This window comes from Peribacillus sp. NPDC097225, from assembly GCF_044761955.1.
GTDB lineage: Bacteria > Bacillota > Bacilli > Bacillales > DSM-1321 > Peribacillus.
In genome coordinates, this window is the sequence record NZ_JBIWDJ010000003.1 from 522,671 (window position 1) to 540,618 (window position 17,948).

Below are 17,948 nucleotides of genomic sequence, written 5' to 3' on the forward strand. Positions count from 1 at the left end.
CACTGTCCTCTCTGATGGTTTATTCTTATTAAGAAATCGTGAAGCAAGAAAGGTAGGAACCGGAAATATGTTCAGGTTAGAAAACATAACGTTTAAAGGGATTCTAAATATTGACCATCTTGAAATCCCGGCAAGGAAAATAACTTGTTTGACTGGGGAGAGCGGAGCTGGGAAAACGTCACTGCTTAGACTATTAAATAGAATGAATGAGCCGGACACCGGGTCGATTTTTTATCAAGAGCAACTCCTTGGAACATTTAACCCGATAGAGCTCCGTCGCCAAGTTACGATGCTATCTCAAACAGCACTCACCTTACCTGGAACCATTGAAGAAAACCTCCAATTTGGATTAGAGTTGACCGAAAGAGAAAAGGAATCAAAGGACGAGCTACTAAACGTACTTGAAACGGTATTGTTAAAGAAGCCATTATCAGCTGATGTAGAGAAATTGTCGGGTGGGGAGAAGCAAAGGTTGGCATTGGCAAGATTGCTTCTATTAAAGCCTGACGTATATTTATTGGATGAGCCAACATCCGCTCTTGATGAAGAGTCAGAGTTGGATGTCATGAACCGGTTTTTAACTAAAGTGAAACAGGAAATGGGAACCGTGGTCATGATTACTCATTCCAGGCAACTTGTGGATGAATATGCTGAGGAAAGGATCGTTCTTAAAAAGTCAAAGGAGGGGGACTATTAATGGAGAGTAGTGGGATAATAAATATTGAGCTTTGGCGTTTATGTGCGGCCTATGTATTCGTGGTTCTCCTGCTTATCATTGTAAAATGGCGAGGGATATCGAGGGAAAAACAAATTTTGCTCGCTACAGTACGCATGACGGTCCAACTTATTCTTGCAGGGTATGTATTGACGTATATATTCGAGAATCCCCATCCCTTGCTTTCAATAGGATTTTTATGTTTGATAGCCTGGTTCTCTATCCGAAATATTTTTAAACAAATATCCTTTACGCTCAGCAAGAAAATCAAACGAATGGTCATTTTGAGTATGCTCACAGGTCCGATAGCCGCTTTGCTTTATTTTAACTTGGTCGTCATCCATTTCACGCCATGGTATGAACCACGTTACTTTATCCCGATTGCTGGTATGATTGTGGGGAATGCGATGACCGGCGTTACGTTAGCTTTAAAGAACCTGCACGACGGCATCACAAGTAACCGCGATAAGGTGGAGGCGATGTTGATGCTTGGCGCCACGCCGCAGAAAGCCGTCAAAAAATATGTGGATGCCGCTTTCGATTCGGCAGTGCTGCCGACTTTGAATAATATGTTGGGTATGGGGATCATTTTCCTTCCGGGAATGATGACTGGGCAAATTCTATCGGGAATCAGTCCGCTCATCGCCATAGAATATCAAATTGCCATACTTATTGGGATTCTTGGTAGTGTCTCCATAACGGTCATCCTCTTTATCTTACTGAGTTTTAAGGCGTTTTTCACAAAGTCTGCACAACTGTCCATCTAAAACTTTTTAAAGGAAATAAATTAATTGTTGCAGTTTTATCCTAATTTTTGTACGATTCTTTAGAAACAGGATAGTTATGGTTTGTTTGTTGAGAATGATAATGATATTCTGAAAAGGAAATCGTAGATTTTCGTATCTTTCTTAAATGAATAGGGAAAAACCTTACATATCCTATTCTTGTTAGTTTATTTTATATTAAAGGAGAATGATTTATATGGTAGAAAAAACGTTTACAGTAACTGCAGAAACAGGAATTCATGCTCGTCCCGCTACATTGCTTGTACAAGCAGCTGGTAAATTTGATTCAGAAATTAACCTTGCATATAAAGAGAAAAAAGTGAATCTTAAATCCATTATGGGTGTTATGTCTCTTGGAATCGGTAAAGGTGCAGAAATCACGATTACTGCAGAAGGCAGCGATGAAAATGATGCTCTAAAAACACTTTCTGACACATTGAGCAGAGAAGGTTTGGCAGAATAATGTCCACGCTGATAAGTGGAATCGCAGCGTCAAGCGGCATAGCCATCGCGAAAGCCTATCGTCTTATCGAACCGGAATTGTCGGTTGAAAAAAGGAGTATTGAGGATGTTGAGGCTGAAGTAATCCGTTTCAAGGAAGCCATCCAAAAATCTACTTCAGAATTGGAAATCATCAGGAACAAGGCCGAGCAGGATTTGGGGGCCGATAAGGCAGCCATTTTTGATGCCCATTTACTAGTACTTTCCGATCCGGAACTTTTGAACCCTGTTCAGGATAAAATCAAGTCCGAAAACATAAATGCTGAATCTTCTTTACATGAAGTTGCAAGCATGTTCATTACGATGTTTGAACAAATGGATAATGAGTACATGAAGGAAAGAGCCGCTGATATCCGTGATGTAACAAAACGTGTCCTATCTCATCTTTTGGGTATACATATTCCGAATCCAAGCATGATTGCAGAAGAAGTGATCATCATTGCCGAGGATTTGACGCCTTCTGATACGGCCCAGTTAAATCCGATGTATGTTAAAGGGTTCACGACTGATATCGGTGGCAGAACATCACATTCAGCCATTATGGCTCGTTCATTAGAGATTCCGGCAGTTGTAGGAACTAAAACGGTGACCGCTTCCATCGAAAATGGGGACTTGGTCATCATAGACGGGCTTAATGGCGAAGTGCATATTAACCCGACCCCTGAACTTGTGCAACAGTACGAGGAAATGCAGAAAAAATATGCCTTGCAGAAGGCTGAATGGGCAAAGTTGGTCCATGAACAAACGGTTACAAAAGATGGGCACCAAGTAGAGCTGGCAGCCAATATTGGGACACCAAAGGATTTAGATGGTGTTCACAAAAATGGTGGGGAAGGAATCGGTTTGTACCGGACAGAATTCCTCTACATGGGAAGAAATGAAATGCCTAGTGAAGAAGAGCAGTTTGAAGCCTATAAGACGGTGCTGGAAGGGATGGCCGGAAAGTCGGTTGTCGTCAGAACACTTGATATAGGCGGGGACAAAGAGTTACCCTACTTGCAGTTACCTAAGGAAATGAACCCATTCCTTGGCTATCGGGCAATTCGTTTATGCTTAAATGAGCAAGAAATTTTCCGTATCCAGTTACGGGCGTTGCTACGGGCAAGCATATACGGAAACTTGAAAATCATGTTCCCAATGATTGCGACCTTAACGGAATTCCGCGAAGCCAAAGCTGTGTTGGAAGAAGTGCGGCAGGAATTACTTGAAAAGGATATCCCGGTGGCAGAAAAGATTGAAATCGGCATCATGGTTGAGATTCCTTCCACTGCGGTCATGGCAGATATTTTTGCCAAAGAGGTCGATTTCTTCAGCATTGGTACGAATGACTTGATTCAATATACAATGGCAGCGGACCGGATGAATGAGAGAGTCTCGTATTTATATCAACCATATAACCCGGCAATATTACGACTTGTTAAAATGGTAATTGATGCTGCCCATAAAGAAGGAAAATGGGCAGGAATGTGCGGCGAGATGGCGGGAGATGAAGTGGCTGTCCCTATTTTAATTGGGTTGGGCCTTGATGAATTCTCGATGAGTGCCACCTCTATCTTAAAAGCTCGATCTCTAATCAGGAAACTTTCACTTGAAGAAATGAAAAAACTATCACAAGATGTCTTGGTGATGGATACAAACGAACAAGTGAAAGAAGCTGTACTTGAAAAAGTGAATAAATAGCATGACAAACGGCGCTTTCGTCCAATGAAACTTCAATGGATGAAAGCACCGTGTTTATTTTTTTGAAATCTTCCAAAAGATGTTTAACAACGTTATACATGGGTAAATAAAGGACAAGCACAGTTGTTTAGCTCGATATGAGCAACTGACATTCTCATTTCCCCCTTTTAAAGCCGGCTGGGTTTTCCAGCCGGCGATTTTTTTTGGGGGGATAGGATAAAACTCTCCGGGGAATTGGGATATTGATAATTCAGATTTTTCACTTTATACAATAAAGGATATAATAAAATCATGTTTGGTATTTTTTATGAAAAAGGGGGAAGTACAGTGGATTTATATTTACAAAAGAAAAATGCTTTAATTCTGGCCTCGAGCCAAGGGTTGGGAAAAGCAATAGCGGAAGAGCTTGTTAAAGAAGGTGCCAACGTCATGCTCGCTGCGAGAAGTGAAGAAAAATTGGTGGCAGTTCAAAAGGAATTATCAAAGATCGGCAAGGGGAAAGTGTCGTATAAAGTGACGGATATTACAAAACCTGATGATATTAAGTCGTTGGTGGAGAAAGTGGCTGAAGAATTTGGCGGGCTAGATATCCTTATCAATAATGCCGGAGGTCCTCCAGGGGGGACATTTAATGATTTTAGTGATGCAGACTGGCAACATTCATTTGAACTGAATTTATTGAGCTTTATCCGAACCATTCGTGAAAGCTTACCGCTTCTAAAAAAACAAGGCGGCAAGATCGTTAACATTGCATCGTCTTCTATTAAAGAGCCAATACCTGGCCTATTGCTATCGAATACTTTCCGCACGGCAATCGTGGGATTGGCGAAAACATTGGCTACTGAGCTAGCACCAGACAAGATATTGATCAATACGGTTGGACCGGGTCGAATCTCAACCGAGCGCATTCAACATCTGGATCAATTCAATGCCGAGAAACAGGGTGTCTCAACTGCAGATATCACAGGGAAAGCCCTTAGTAACATCCCGCTTGGGCGTTATGGCGAACCAGAGGAATTTGCGAAGTTCGTAACCTTCCTCGTTTCTGGGGCCAATACATATTTAACCGGCCAATCTTATTTGGTAGATGGAGGGATGGTTAAATCCATCTAGTTTGCATTAATTCACAGATGATTCGAAGGGAGAATGAACATGAAAGAGAAAAACACAGTAATCGGATTTATTGGTACAGGGGTTATGGGAAAGAGTATGGCGGGAAACTTGCTTAAAGCAGGTTACAAGGTACATGTTTATACCAGGTCCAAGGAAAAGGCAGAAGAGTTGATTGGTAAGGGGGCAAAGTGGGCAGCAACACCTAGGGAGATTGCCCAACAAACGAATGTGATCATTTCCATGGTCGGGTATCCGAGTGATGTCGAGGAAATTTATCTGGGGGAACAGGGACTTATTGAATGTGCAAAAGAAGGGACACTTTTAATAGATATGACAACCTCCACACCCTCCTTGGCCATGAAGATAGCGGGAGAAGCACGGAAAAAGGGGCTGGAAGCTCTTGATGCCCCAGTTTCCGGAGGAGATGTGGGTGCCCGTGATGGCAATCTAACCATCATGGTGGGCGGAGATCCTGCTGCATTTGAAACAGTACGCCCAATTCTTGAGTGCATGGGAAGCAATATTGTTCATCAAGGCCCTGAGGGTTCAGGTCAGCATACGAAAATGTGCAACCAAATAGCGATTGCCTCCAACATGATCGGGGTTACGGAAGCCATCTCATACGCTACAAGGGCAGGGCTTGATCCGGAAAAAGTCCTCCAAAGCATTTCCTCGGGCTCTGCCGGCAGTTGGTCCCTATCCAATCTTGTCCCACGAATGGTCAAAGGTGATTTTGAACCAGGGTTTTATATCAAGCATTTTATTAAAGATATGAAAATTGCACTTGATGAAGTGGAGAAAATGGGGTGGGATGCGCCTGGATTAACTTTGAGCAAATCTCTGTATGATGGGCTTGCAGAGGCTGGTGAGGAGAACAGCGGCACCCAGGCTTTATATAAACACTATAATTAAAAGTGCTATCCGCTCCTTTTTTGAATAAGCTGTAAGCGACAGCCTTTACAAAAAGGAGAGATACGTATGGGTGACTTTGACGATATTCACATGAAGTTCCAGGAACTTGAAGATGGCATATATATTGTCCGAATCGAGGGGTATAAACGGGAAAAAACGATTCACCAAACAAAGCCCATTCGTTGGGAATTGAAATTGATGAATGAGAGCCCCTTGATCTTACCGGTGAAATTCAGTCATATCGAGACCGATGCTGGTTTTCAAATATTAATGAGGGAGTTAAAAAACCTAGGGCATTCGAAACCGCGAAACGCCAGGGAATTTGAAGAGGTGATGACGGATCTATTGGGTTCAATAGTCGAGGTCAGCCTTACGACAACCAATAAGGAAGAAGGCTATCGCGAAGTGCGATTCTTACGAAGGTTGTATTAATATTGCCATACTCTCTTTTTTACAAAGAAAATGGCCTCAACGGTTCCTACTGTTGATGGCCATTTTTTTGTGCATACTATATTCACAGTTATTTTAAAAAGGCTGCGATACGATCCAATCCTTCTTTAAGTGTTTCCATGGAATAGGCATAGGAAATCCGGAAGTATCCTTCCCCCAGTGGCGAGAAGGCATCTCCAGGAACGACAGCTACCTTTTCCTGTTTTACTAGTTCCAGGCAGAACTCCAAGGAGGATGGGTAGCCTTCAGGCAGTTTTACGAAAAAGTAAAAGGCACCATCCGGTTTGACCACATCCAGATCCATTGCTTGTAATCGGTTGTACACGTAGTCCCTCCTACTAGCATATTCCGTTTTCATGGACATGCTATCGTCTTTTCCAACTGTTAACGCAGCTAAGGCAGCACGTTGCGAGATGGAGGAGGCACAAGTTACGTTATACTGATGGACCTTTAACAAATGTTTAGAAATCGACTCGGGAGCAAATAACAGACCAATCCTCCAACCAGTCATTGAATGGGATTTTGATAAACCATTTAACACAATGGTTTGTTCCCTTAAAAAAGTGGCGATTGAAACATGATCCTGGTCAAAAACCAACTCGCTATATATTTCATCGGCTAAAATGAAAATATCCTTGCCACGCACGAGCTCTGCGATGTCCTGTAGCTCTTCTGCCGTTAGTGTGACCCCGGTTGGATTTGAAGGGTAAGGCAAAACGATGCAACGGGTTTTTTCGGTTATGTATGCTTTTAGGATATCAGCGGTCAAACGAAAACCGTTCTTAGTCGTGTCAGCGTAAACAGGCTCGGCCCCGCTCATTTTAATGATCGGCTCGTAGCCTGGATAGACAGGGCCTGGGAGGATCACTTCATTTCCAGGGGTGAGGATGGTCCGAAATGTAATGTCGATTCCTTCGCTTGCTCCCGAAGTGACGATGACTTCATTGACTGGATTGTATGAAAGCTGGTATTTATCTTTTACATAAGCGCTCGCGGCTTCCCTTAATTCCAAATATCCGGCATTATGGGTGTAAACCGTATAATCATCATCAATCGCCTGTTTTGCGGCTTCCTTAATATGTCGCGGTGTAGGGAAGTCGGGCTGACCTATCGTTAAAGAAATGGTCCCTTTAATATCGGCTACTAGATTATAGAATTTTCGGATTCCAGATATTTGAACCTCTTTTACAAGCGGGTTTACTAAATGTTCCATTTGAATATCCTCCTTGTTCTTATCAGTTTGTGAATGGTTATATGAATGTATCAAATCCATTCTATTTTATCATTTTGTAAGGGGAGAGGAAAAAATACTTTTTGTGATTAATGTATTGAAGGTATAATGAAGTTCAAGATCAAGAAAATTTTGAGGATTGATATAAATGATTAGAACCTGTGCCATAACAAAAGAAAAAGAGGTCATTTTTGATTTAGAGCTAAAAAAATTAGGTGATGATTATATTGAATGGTATTGGGTGGATTTTTCAAAACCTACTGTAGAGGAAATAAAGGTGCTATCGAGCCATTTCCACTTTCACCATTTAGCCATCGAAGATTGCCTTGATGACTATAACCAGCGGCCAAAAATGGATTTTTATGAAGGCTATCAATTCCTCGTGATACATGCCATAAGGCAGAAAATCTTCAAGGCTGTCGAATTGGGTCTTTTTATCGGGGAAAAATGGTTAGTCACATTTCATAAGGAAGAACTCCAGGAACTAGAAGAGGTTTGGAGGGAAATCCCTGAGTTGGAAACCTTAAAGCAAGGGCCGTTCTTCTTGATGCATAGACTGATTGACCGGGTCGTCGATGAATTCTTTCCTCCTGTTTATAAAATGGAAAGCGAGCTTAACAGTATCGAGGATAACACGGAGAATGAAACGATATCGGAATTGATGAATCAGCTATTCGATTTGAGAACGGATTTGTCGAAGCTTCGTCGTACAATCCTGCCCATGCGTGACTTATTGTATCGGATGATTACTTCTGATAGGTTGAACTATTTAAAGGATCAGCATCTATATTTTCATGATGTATATGATCATCTTATTAAACTAACGGAGATGCTTGAATCCTATCGGGATTTTTCTTCAGATATTCGCGATAGTTATCTATCGGTCAATTCGAATAATATGAATTCTACGATGATGACTTTGACTGTCATTACGACCATTTTCATGCCACTCACTTTCATAGTGGGCGTGTATGGTATGAACTTTAAGTATATGCCTGAATTGAATTGGCACTATGGCTATTATGTAATCCTTGGGATGATGGGTGGCATTGCTTTTATGATGTTTTTATATTTCGTCAAAAAAGGCTGGTTGGAAATAGGTAAAAAGTCTCGTAATAGGTAAAATCGATTAAGCGATCTGCCATATTGATGGAACAATGATAAAAGTCTTTGTTATAATGGATAGGTTATCATTAATTTCCAAAAATGTGAAAGGGAGGTAGTTTATTATGGAAAGATTAGTAGAGGTTTATCCAGATGAAGGAAGAGAGTATGCAGGTTTTTGGATACGATTTGGTGCCAATATCATTGATGGAATCATAATCGGTATCCCCACAGGAATCCTGATGACCATCGTGAATCTAATTTGGCTCGGCAGCATGTCAAGCGTTCAGGAAGACATGCTTGATCCCAATTATGAGCCGGGAGGCGGAGAAATCTTGGCCTTCATGGGCGGGACTTTCATCACCTTATTTTTAGCTATACTTATTAGCTTTCTATATTATACTCTATTACACTCTTCGAAATGGCAGGGGACTGTCGGGAAAAAACTGCTTAATATTAAAGTGGTGGATTTAAATGGAAATCGTATCGGTTTCGGCAAGGCTGCGGGCCGCTATTTCGCTACGATTATTTCAGGAGTCATCCTTTATATCGGCTATATCATGGCCGGGTTCACGGAAAAGAAACAAGCGCTCCACGATATGATAGTCGGAACGCTTGTCGTAAAAAAGTAAATGAATCAAAGTAGGGAGGCTCAAAGGTGGGCCTTCTTTTTTTCGTGTGCCTCGGTAATTCATTTTCACAATATTATTTTTTGCCCAGGATTCTAAACAATCGGCGTAAATAACCGAATTATTAGGTAGAAGTCATTTATCTATAAGGTATAGGTCTTTTTTGCTAAAATGTATTATTTTTCAATCTAGAAAAGTAGTATATTGAATAAATAAATGATAGATGTAAGGGAAGGGCGAGATAAATAAATGGAAGCCAATAAAGGAATATTACTTGAAAGCGGTACGAATGAACTTGAAATCGTCGAATTCGGGATTGGAAAGAATAAATTCGGCATAAATGTAATTAAAGTGAAGGAAATCATAAATCCTGTACATATTACCCTTGTGCCTCACTCCCATCCGAATGTGGAGGGGATCATTGAGCTTCGTGGTGAAGTGCTTCCTGTCGTTAATGTAGCTGATGCCTTAGGGTTTCCTGCATCGGAAAATCCAGAACAGGATAAATTCATAGTCGCTGAATTCAATCAGCAAAAAGTCGTCTTCCATGTCCATACGGTGACACAGATCCATCGTATCTCATGGACACAAATCGAAAAGCCTTCGGATATGTATCAAGGCTTGGAAAGCCAGATTATCGGCGTTATCAAACTAAACAGTGAAATGATATTATTGCTGGATTTTGAGAAAATCGTCGTCGAAATCAATCCTGAGTCAGGAATCAATGTTCAGCAGGTTAGAAAACTTGGTCAACGTCAAAATTCCGAAAAGAGAATCTTGATTGCTGAGGACTCGCCATTACTGCGTAAGTTGCTGTTCGATACATTGACTGAAGCCGGATTTAAGCAATTGGAGTTCTACGAAAATGGTCAGGATGCCATCAATTATTTGGAAGGGCTCGTAGAAGCCGGCAAAACGATTGTGGAGGAAATCCAACTGGTGATTACGGATATTGAGATGCCTCAAATGGACGGGCATCATCTTACTAGAAGAATTAAGGAGAATGGCAAACTCGCTGAATTGCCGGTCATTATATTTTCATCGTTGATTACAGATAGCCTACGCCATAAAGGGCAGGTAGTCGGTGCGGATGCACAGATCAGCAAACCGGAGATTGCGGAACTGATAAGATTGATCGATCAATTTGTTTTATAACCTATGAAAATGGGACGAGGATATTAGATCCTCGTCCCGTTTTTTTCTTTTAATACTTTGAACCTTTTCCTAAAAAAGAAGAGGGGAATGGATTATGAAAGGGCTGTTTAACTTGACTCCGTCCATATGACTTTTTTTCGGCCTTTACAGGGCTGGTTTGTTTTTCGCCAGCTTGTCCAACGTAAGTTTGTAAAATTTGCTTTGCTTTTGATAGTGACAAGGCAGCTTTAGGATTTCGTATGGACGCTGCGCGACTGCCGAGATGGGGGAGGGTTTTTAAGTCTTCCTTCGTAGGCGGTAGGTGAAAGACGTATGATCCACATTCAACAATGACATCGGATTGTTGCGCGGCAAAGCGAGGGTTGTCAGAAAAATGGAGTCCCATCTTCTTCGCTTTTCCTTCTTGCATGAGCTTATTTAATGCGAGCTTCTTTAGATTGTACAGATTTTTAGGCTCCAATGCAGTCTTAGCATGTTTATTTACTATAAACACGGCTTGGGCAAGGGAGTTTATCGAAAACTCATCCATTTCAGAATGTCCTTTCGTTTGATTCATAGTAGAAACTCCTTTTCATCATAGGTTTAGAAGTAATGCTATTGAAATAGATTTCTTCAATCAAGTCTACCGTTTATTTATATTGGTGTGATATTAGGCTTGTAAGGTAGAGTCGGATGGAAAATAGTTCAAAAATTTATAATTTAAAGTTATTCCCAACACTTTACCATCTATGCATTTCATATTATACCACTACAAAATATATAAGGAAGCAAATTCTAATACTGTGACGCTTTAATTTGTGAAAAACTATAAGGTAAAGAACTTGTATCCATTAAGAAAAGAAGGCGGTTCATTCCGCCTTCTGTGCAACCCTTATTGGGTGTAGATATTAATATTTTCATTGACTGCGGCTTGTGCGCCGAATTGTTGTGGGTAGCCCTGAAAACCTTGGTACCCCGGATATCCCTGATTGCCTGGATAGGGAGGGGCAGGATAAGGAGGGTAAGCGGGCGGATAGGGAGGATACGGCGGATACGGCGGCGGGTACGGTGGACGGTTGTTGAATAATAACGGACCTACTGCTAATCCAGCCACAAATGATAAAGGGAGCAATAAAGGAAAGAATGGAAAGAAGCGTTCATCGTTCCCATATTCAATTCCCATTTCATCCCCGTATCCGTTACGATATACATTTTGCGGATGTGGATATTGTTGGTAGGGATAGAAAGGATAATAATATTGTGTTTGCATGGTTGGCCTCCTTTTCTCTATGTCTTTACATAGTATGGTTTATTTTATGAAAAGAGCCTGTTCCAGCTGAATCTGTTATAATGAATCTATTCGTTTTTCAAATAGTTGAGGTGGTTTTATGGAGCCGTTTAAGAAGGTTTTGGCCGTAGGTTTTGGAGGTGCGGGTGGAGCATTAGTACGCTATTCAATTAGTGCCTCGACATCCGTTTTTTTCTTTCCATTTGGGACGCTCCTTATAAATATAGTAGGGTGTTTTTTGCTTGGAACGATAAATGGGTATTTCGCCTCTAAAAAAAAGTCACTCGTTTTTTTAGCTCTTGGTAGTGGGTTTTGCGGAGGGTTTACCACGATGTCTACATTTTCTCAGGAAATGGTAACGCTTATGCGGCATTCCATGATTCAAGCAGCGATTTATCTAGGAGCTACGCTTGTAATGGGACTGTTTGCTGGTTTTATAGGGCTGCGTCCTTTTACTGACAAAAGAGGTGAGACCTTGTGATTCATGTTTTCTCCGTTTTGATTGGAGGGTTTTTCGGTGCAGCCTTCAGATATATGTTTCAGACTTTATTTAATAAGCTTCTGCCTTCGAAGCCCATACCATTTAGTATTTTGCTGATTAATCTAATTGGGTGTTTCGGGTTAGGATGGATCTTTCCAAGAAAGGAAGAATGGGAACTTTCTATGCAGTTGATGCTTTCAATGGGATTTTTCGGTGCTTTTACGACTTTCTCCACTTTCAGTATGGAAGCTCTTGACCTTATGAAAAAACACCGCTACATAGAATGTCTTATCTACATAACGGTATCGGTTATTGGTGGCATCTTGGCGTTCCTATATGGTTATATGCTTTAAAGGTCTTATCCATTAACACTTTTGCAGGATGGTAAAATTATCGAGGTGTTTCCATTCACCATCTAATGCTATAATTCACTACATAGGAATTTTCACGCACAGGCTTTGTTAATGAGTCTGGCGATTTTCCCCTGTATTTCTTGTTATTCTGCTCTTAGTTCATAAATGGTCAATTCAGGGCGCGATAAAAAGCGATAAGGAAGTCGGGTTGTGCCAAGACCTCGGTTAACATGTAGAGTCAAGGAACCAAGATCAAAGGTCCCCTCCGTATACTTTTCGGCATATGGGGGAGTGACAAGGGCACCAATCAAAGGAATTTGAACTTGCCCGCCGTGACTGTGCCCGCTAATCTGATAGTGGATATCATAAGTGCTAGATATATCTGCCAGGTCTGGAGCATGGGAGAGCATAATGGTGAACCCCCCTTTTGGTATACCTGAGAGAGCCTTTTCAAAGTCAGGTTTTCCGAGCATCGCATCATCCACACCAGTTAGGAATATTTCTTCTGCTGAAAGTAATGAAACCCGGGCGGAATTATTTTGCAACATGGTGAAATTCGATTTTTCCATGATATCTCGATATATCTCGGAGCCATACCCACCGTGATCATGGTTACCGAAAATGCTGAACTTGCCCAAGGGCGCTTTAAGTTGATTCAACACAGGTGGGATTTCATTTTGAGCATTATATTTATTGGGCTCGTCCATCAAATCACCGGTAAATAAAACAATATCCGGATCCATTTGGTTTATCTTCTCGACTATCGCTTGCAAGTCACTAAGCTGAAATTGAAAGCCTAAGTGGGTATCGCTGAACTGTATCATCTTCATACCATCAAAACCTTTAGGAATAAGAGGGTGGCTGATAAAATTGTGCTTTATTTCTAACCACTTTGGCTCTAAGTTATGGGCGTAATATCCGCCCCCAACGCTTAAACCAGTTACAGTCGCCAGCGTACGCAGGCCATTTTTTATAAATGTTCTTCGGGAAATACTTTTACTCAAATTAATCAACCTATCTACATTAAGAATGTTACTTCCTCATATTAACAAACAATGTACATAATTAGAAGAAATCTCTTCTATAGGCAAAGGGAAACCTAGTTTATTGGAGTCGAATGGTTAATATCCAGTTTAAAACTGACATTTACACGGAGGTAGCATGATGACCGAACCAATGTTTATTACACTGATTATACTTCTATGCGCGTTCGCGCTTTTTATACAAGGTAAATTTCGTGCGGATTTAATCGCTCTTTGTGCCCTTGCTGTTCTGGGGCTGACTGGCATACTTACATTTAATGAACTGGTGGCGGGGTTTGCCAATCCCGTAGTGATTATGCTAGCGGCCCTATATATCGTCGGGGCAGGATTATTCAATACTGGAATCATAGAAAAGATAGGAAACAAATTGCTTAACTATTGTGGTGGGAATGAGTGGAAGTCACTATTGATCGTCATGGTAACGGCAGGCCTATTAAGTGCACTATTAAGCGGTACCGGTATTGTTGCCATTTTGCTTCCACTTGTAATGAGCATGGCTTTGCAACAAAAAACAAGTCCGACCCGCTATTTATTGCCACTGGCCTATGCATGCAGTATTGGCGGACTCATTACACTAACCGGTACCCCGTCAAATATGATTGTAGCCAATGTATTGAGGGAAAATGGGTTAGAGACATTTTCTTTCTTTGATTTCGCACCAATCGGTTTGATTGCATTTATAGCTGGGCTTTTCTTCATGCTCACACTGGGACGTTTGCTATTACCGGAAAAAACAATTGCAGCCAATAATAGTGTGAAGGGCTTATCCGCGGGGGAACTGGCTGGGATGTACAAAGTGTATGATCTTTTGCATTACCTACACATTCCTGCTTCATCGGATATTGTCGGAGAAAGGCTATCCGACCTTCAGCTTCCCATTCAATATGAATTGACATTAATTGAAATTCAACGGAAATCCAAAGACAAGCAGTTGCCGTTGCTTCAAAAGCAACAAACGATATCTGCCAGGGCCAATGAGGTACTGCATCCGGATGACATCATTTTGGTTTTTGGTGAAGAAGACGCCGTTCAGAGATTAGCGGAGCACTATGAATTGGAATTCAAACACTTTAATACGGAACAAATTAAGAAACATTTCCTTAGCAGTAAATTTGGTTTGACGGAAATATTGATCGTCCCGAACTCGGACTATGAAAATCAAACTCTTATTGATGTTCATTTTCGTGAAAAATACCAATGTAACGTGCTTGCAATCAATAGGAATGGTGAATATATCCAGGCGGATGTCGGAACAGAGCGTTTGAAACCTGGCGATGCGATATTGATTCACGGGGAGTGGGAGAATATCGAGAGGATTTCTTCCGATCTAGAGGATGTGATAGTGATAGGTACAACCTCAGAAGAAAGTTCCGCTGTGGATCCAAAATCCAAAACGTGGATTGCCTTGACCATAATGGGCATAATGATCGTTCTATTATCGATTGATTCAATTCCTCCTGCTTTGTCGGTCCTTACCGCTGCCTTGCTGATGATCGTAACTGGCTGTGTCCGTTCCATGGAAGATGCCTATCAAAAGATAAATTGGGAACCTATCCTATTAATTGCGGCCATGCTGGGGCTGACCGCTGCTTTTGATGATACAGGTGGTGTCAGGATGATAAGTGATTGGATGGCTTTATTATTCAATAATATTGGTGCACATGGATTATTGGCGGTCTTTTATCTCTTGACCCTGATCCTGAGCCAATTCATCCCGTATGGGGCAGCTACAGTCGTTATGACGCCCCTGGCATTAACCTCGGCAGTCAATCAGGGAATCGATCCCGTTCCGGTTTTCCTCTCACTGGCGGTTGCAGGGAGCCTGGCCTTGGCGACACCAAGAGTGGCGACTACAAATGCGTTGGTCATGACTGCGGGCGATTATAAATATGAAGATTTCACCGTCATAGGCATTGCGACACAAATCTTCATCGGTGTCATCGTGGTCATAACGATTCCATTGTTCTTCCCATTTTAATCGTGCATTAAAAAGGCCATTGTTCGATTTTAGAACAATGGCCTTTTACTATATCCGAGTAAAATAATAGAGATTCCTTCCTATATTTTTACCCATATAAAGGGTGAAAAGGGAGGATTGCGAAAGTTAGTATTATCAACGCCAACAACTAATGGTATAATTTTTGCATATTGATGTTTCGTAATTAGGGGGAATACATCATGGATGCAGAAAAAATATTAAAGAATTTAGACAGGGTGACACCTTTTTTTCAACCCATTTTCAGTGCAGATCAACATCAGGTCATCGGGTATGAAATACTAGGGCGCTATGAGGAAAAGGGCGAATATGAAAGTCTTGGTACTTTTTTTCACGATTCTTCCGTGCCTGAAGAATATCGGATAGAAGTGGATAATTATGTGTTGGAAATAGCTCTCGAACGAATAAGGGATTATGGTGAGGATTTTCTCATTTTTATTAATCGCGATCCCAATTTGCTTATGCTCGATCATGGCGAAGAATTTATGGAAATTCTCCATCGTCACTTTCAACCGGAGGAAATGAATAGAATCGTTCTTGAACTATCGGATACGATCAGCCCGGAAAACTACGAACCATTACAACATGTACTCGCCTATTTTAAAACATACGGCATTAAAATAGCATTTGATCATCTTGGGGAAGATAGTCAACTCGATCATATTGCTCAGATTTCTCCGAATATTTTAAAAGTGAATTTGAATCAACTTCGAATATCAGGGGGAGACGCATACCAGGTCATTCTCTTCTCGCTCAGTATGCTAGCACGTAGGATAGGGGCCAATTTACTGTTTGAAAATATCGAGTCTGAGTACCAGCTCCGTTTCGCTTGGAAGAATGGGGGGCGTTATTATCAGGGGTATTTCTTAGCAAAACCTGACGGGGAATTTATTGATAAAGATTTACTTCGAGAAAAATTTCATCAGGAATGCCAATCTTTCATATCTCTGGAAACAAAAAAGATGGAAGCCGTTTATCAAAAAACCCTGCAGTTTAATGAAGGGATGCAAGATTTCATCAAACAACAAAAAGGAAAAGGTTCGCATGAGGAATTCCTCGGAATCCTGGCGAAAAAATTGGATTCAGTATGTTTTCGGTTATATATTTGTGATGAAGAAGGGTATCAGAAATCGCCTAATATTCTTCATAAAGACGGACAATGGGTGGTCCAACCTAAATATATGAATCATAATTGGAGCTGGCGCCCTTATTTCCTTGAAAATATCGTTAAAATGCGCAATGAAAAAAAAGGCATTTTATCTGATCTGTACAGTGATATCGAAACGGGGGAGACGATTAGAACCTTTTCATATCCGCTGAATAATAAAGAATATATTTTCTTTGATTTGTCCTATAGCTTCCTCTATGAAAACGAAGCCTTGTTATAAAAGCGGATGCAGGTATAATATTGTTCAAAATGTGTAACGATAAGCAAAAATAATGCTTGGAGGAGACATATTTTGAGTACATATATTTGGATTCTACTCATTGTCGTAATCATCATGTCGATATATTTACTCTTTTATACCTATTCTGTTGCAAAAGGGCAGAAAGCGGTCAAAGGGAAGTACGATTCGTCTCTCGATGATTCAGTAAAAGAGCATCCATATTTGTGGAATCCGATTTTTATTTCTTTATTGGTTGCAACGGTCTTGATTGCTGGTTTCATTTTTTATTATGCATTTAAATAATTCATAAGAAGGAAGATTTCGGAAATTATGAAATCTTCTTTTTTTTATGGAATAGCGAGAAGAAAACTACCAATATTCGGGTGGTTTTCCAATATGGTATTTTTTTTCAGTTTGGTCTTATCCATGGCGGGTAAGGAAAAGTATAGACAAAAACCGGTATGATTCGGATATTATACTACCTAGGAGATGAAACTATGAAAAAATATTTAGTTGCTTGCGTCGTTAGTGCCCTTCTTTTAATCGGAGGCTTACCTGTAACTGCAGAAGAAGGCATACATAGGGAACAAGTATTTTCGTTAATGCAGGAAGCATTAAATAATCAAGGTTCACTCAGTGAGGAAATAAGAACGGAGAAAGACATTAAAGGAAAACTGAATGATCACTTCACGGAAGAGTTCATAGATAAGTTTTATAAAGCCAATGTCGTGCAAGTCGAGGGAGGTTATATGGCCTTCGGTTCGGATTTCGCACCCTATTATATTCCTTTCTTTAGCTATGATGATCATACAGAAGTAATCTATGGGGAAAACTCGGACTACATTTATGTACAAGAGTCATTTGAGGTGTCAGAAGGGGGCCCTGTCACTTCCGGGAAACATGTAGAGACAGTTACCTTGAAAAAAGAAAATGACGTCTGGAAGGTTGCCGACGTTTCATATGAAAGCGCAAATCAAAAAGAACAGGCAGATAAGTAATATATTTGATTGGATAATCGAATATCCAGCATGAAAAAAGTCTAAAGAAGGATAAAGTGTACCCTGTGTAAAGGACATTTTAAAAAAGCCTAAGCAATTTTTAAAAGATGATCTCTGTATTGAACAGGGGTCATCTTTTTTAGGTTC

At 40.8% G+C, this 17,948-nt stretch carries 20 protein-coding genes; 16 read left to right on the forward strand and 4 right to left on the reverse strand.

Annotation, left to right across the window (positions count from 1 at the left end):
* The first annotated feature begins 67 nt into the window (after positions 1-67).
* From ACIQXH_RS12715 to ACIQXH_RS12745, 7 genes are all read left to right on the forward strand, one after another.
* Positions 68-697, forward strand: coding sequence for an ABC transporter ATP-binding protein (locus ACIQXH_RS12715; RefSeq protein ID WP_402956101.1), 630 nt, complete (start codon positions 68-70; stop codon positions 695-697).
* Positions 697-1,482, forward strand: coding sequence for an ABC transporter permease (locus ACIQXH_RS12720; RefSeq protein ID WP_402956104.1), 786 nt, complete (start codon positions 697-699; stop codon positions 1,480-1,482). Before ACIQXH_RS12715 ends, ACIQXH_RS12720 begins: the two co-directional genes overlap by 1 nt.
* Before the next feature lie 214 nt (positions 1,483-1,696).
* Entirely contained in the window at positions 1,697-1,963 is a 267-nt protein-coding gene (locus ACIQXH_RS12725) for a phosphocarrier protein HPr (RefSeq protein WP_402867991.1), read from the forward strand.
* Positions 1,963-3,681 (forward strand): phosphoenolpyruvate--protein phosphotransferase, encoded by a 1,719-nt coding sequence (gene ptsP / locus ACIQXH_RS12730; RefSeq protein WP_402956106.1) that lies wholly within the window; start codon positions 1,963-1,965, stop codon positions 3,679-3,681. Before ACIQXH_RS12725 ends, ptsP begins: the two co-directional genes overlap by 1 nt.
* Positions 3,682-4,008: 327 nt before the next feature.
* A complete protein-coding gene (locus tag ACIQXH_RS12735; RefSeq protein ID WP_402956108.1) occupies positions 4,009-4,794 on the forward strand; it encodes an SDR family oxidoreductase in 786 nt (261 codons plus the stop codon).
* Between the two features lie 39 nt (positions 4,795-4,833).
* Positions 4,834-5,706: an NAD(P)-dependent oxidoreductase gene (locus ACIQXH_RS12740; protein WP_402956110.1), complete on the forward strand. Its 873-nt coding sequence runs from the start codon at positions 4,834-4,836 to the stop codon at positions 5,704-5,706.
* 66 nt (positions 5,707-5,772) lie between these two features.
* On the forward strand, positions 5,773-6,138 hold the full coding sequence (locus ACIQXH_RS12745) for a hypothetical protein (protein ID WP_402868000.1): 366 nt from the start codon (positions 5,773-5,775) through the stop codon (positions 6,136-6,138).
* Positions 6,139-6,226: 88 nt separating this feature from the next.
* On the opposite strand, the gene ACIQXH_RS12750 is transcribed toward ACIQXH_RS12745, so the two are convergent.
* Positions 6,227-7,369, reverse strand: coding sequence for an aminotransferase A (locus ACIQXH_RS12750; RefSeq protein ID WP_402956112.1), 1,143 nt, complete (start codon positions 7,367-7,369; stop codon positions 6,227-6,229).
* Positions 7,370-7,535: 166 nt separating this feature from the next.
* Here ACIQXH_RS12750 and corA point away from each other — a divergent pair, with 166 nt between their 5' ends.
* The 3 genes from corA (at position 7,536) to ACIQXH_RS12765 (ending at position 10,275) form a co-directional block, all read left to right on the forward strand.
* Positions 7,536-8,510, forward strand: a complete 975-nt coding sequence (corA, locus tag ACIQXH_RS12755; RefSeq protein WP_402956114.1) for a magnesium/cobalt transporter CorA — start codon at positions 7,536-7,538, stop codon at positions 8,508-8,510.
* Between the two features lie 106 nt (positions 8,511-8,616).
* Entirely contained in the window at positions 8,617-9,123 is a 507-nt protein-coding gene (locus ACIQXH_RS12760) for an RDD family protein (RefSeq protein WP_402956116.1), read from the forward strand.
* 246 nt (positions 9,124-9,369) lie between these two features.
* The gene (locus ACIQXH_RS12765) at positions 9,370-10,275 is read left to right on the forward strand and encodes a chemotaxis protein (RefSeq protein WP_402868006.1); all 906 of its coding nucleotides are present in this window, start codon (positions 9,370-9,372) and stop codon (positions 10,273-10,275) included.
* Positions 10,276-10,324: 49 nt separating this feature from the next.
* On the opposite strand, the gene ACIQXH_RS12770 is transcribed toward ACIQXH_RS12765, so the two are convergent.
* Both ACIQXH_RS12770 and ACIQXH_RS12775 read right to left on the reverse strand, forming a co-directional pair.
* Positions 10,325-10,831, reverse strand: a complete 507-nt coding sequence (locus tag ACIQXH_RS12770) for a YkyB family protein (RefSeq protein ID WP_402868007.1) — start codon at positions 10,829-10,831, stop codon at positions 10,325-10,327.
* A 315-nt stretch (positions 10,832-11,146) separates the two neighbouring features.
* On the reverse strand, positions 11,147-11,524 hold the full coding sequence (locus tag ACIQXH_RS12775) for a hypothetical protein (protein WP_402956118.1): 378 nt from the start codon (positions 11,522-11,524) through the stop codon (positions 11,147-11,149).
* 118 nt (positions 11,525-11,642) lie between these two features.
* Here ACIQXH_RS12775 and ACIQXH_RS12780 point away from each other — a divergent pair, with 118 nt between their 5' ends.
* Positions 11,643-12,023, forward strand: a complete 381-nt coding sequence (locus tag ACIQXH_RS12780; protein WP_402868010.1) for a fluoride efflux transporter FluC — start codon at positions 11,643-11,645, stop codon at positions 12,021-12,023.
* Entirely contained in the window at positions 12,020-12,376 is a 357-nt protein-coding gene (gene crcB / locus ACIQXH_RS12785) for a fluoride efflux transporter CrcB (RefSeq protein ID WP_402868011.1), read from the forward strand. Before ACIQXH_RS12780 ends, crcB begins: the two co-directional genes overlap by 4 nt.
* A 143-nt stretch (positions 12,377-12,519) precedes the next feature.
* Here crcB and ACIQXH_RS12790 read toward each other — a convergent pair whose 3' ends face one another.
* Positions 12,520-13,380: a metallophosphoesterase gene (locus ACIQXH_RS12790; protein ID WP_402868013.1), complete on the reverse strand. Its 861-nt coding sequence runs from the start codon at positions 13,378-13,380 to the stop codon at positions 12,520-12,522.
* A 160-nt stretch (positions 13,381-13,540) separates the two neighbouring features.
* Here ACIQXH_RS12790 and ACIQXH_RS12795 point away from each other — a divergent pair, with 160 nt between their 5' ends.
* The 4 genes from ACIQXH_RS12795 to ACIQXH_RS12810 all read left to right on the forward strand — a co-directional run bounded on the left by ACIQXH_RS12795 (position 13,541) and on the right by ACIQXH_RS12810 (position 17,801).
* The gene (locus ACIQXH_RS12795; protein ID WP_402956120.1) at positions 13,541-15,397 is read left to right on the forward strand and encodes an SLC13 family permease; all 1,857 of its coding nucleotides are present in this window, start codon (positions 13,541-13,543) and stop codon (positions 15,395-15,397) included.
* A gap of 200 nt (positions 15,398-15,597) precedes the next feature.
* Positions 15,598-16,803 (forward strand): EAL domain-containing protein, encoded by a 1,206-nt coding sequence (locus tag ACIQXH_RS12800; protein WP_402868016.1) that lies wholly within the window; start codon positions 15,598-15,600, stop codon positions 16,801-16,803.
* Between the two features lie 72 nt (positions 16,804-16,875).
* Positions 16,876-17,106: a hypothetical protein gene (locus tag ACIQXH_RS12805; RefSeq protein WP_402868018.1), complete on the forward strand. Its 231-nt coding sequence runs from the start codon at positions 16,876-16,878 to the stop codon at positions 17,104-17,106.
* Between the two features lie 194 nt (positions 17,107-17,300).
* Positions 17,301-17,801 carry a DUF3993 domain-containing protein gene (locus tag ACIQXH_RS12810; protein ID WP_403079847.1) on the forward strand — a complete coding sequence of 167 codons (501 nt, stop codon included), beginning with the start codon at positions 17,301-17,303 and terminating at the stop codon, positions 17,799-17,801.
* Positions 17,802-17,948: the final 147 nt, after the last annotated feature.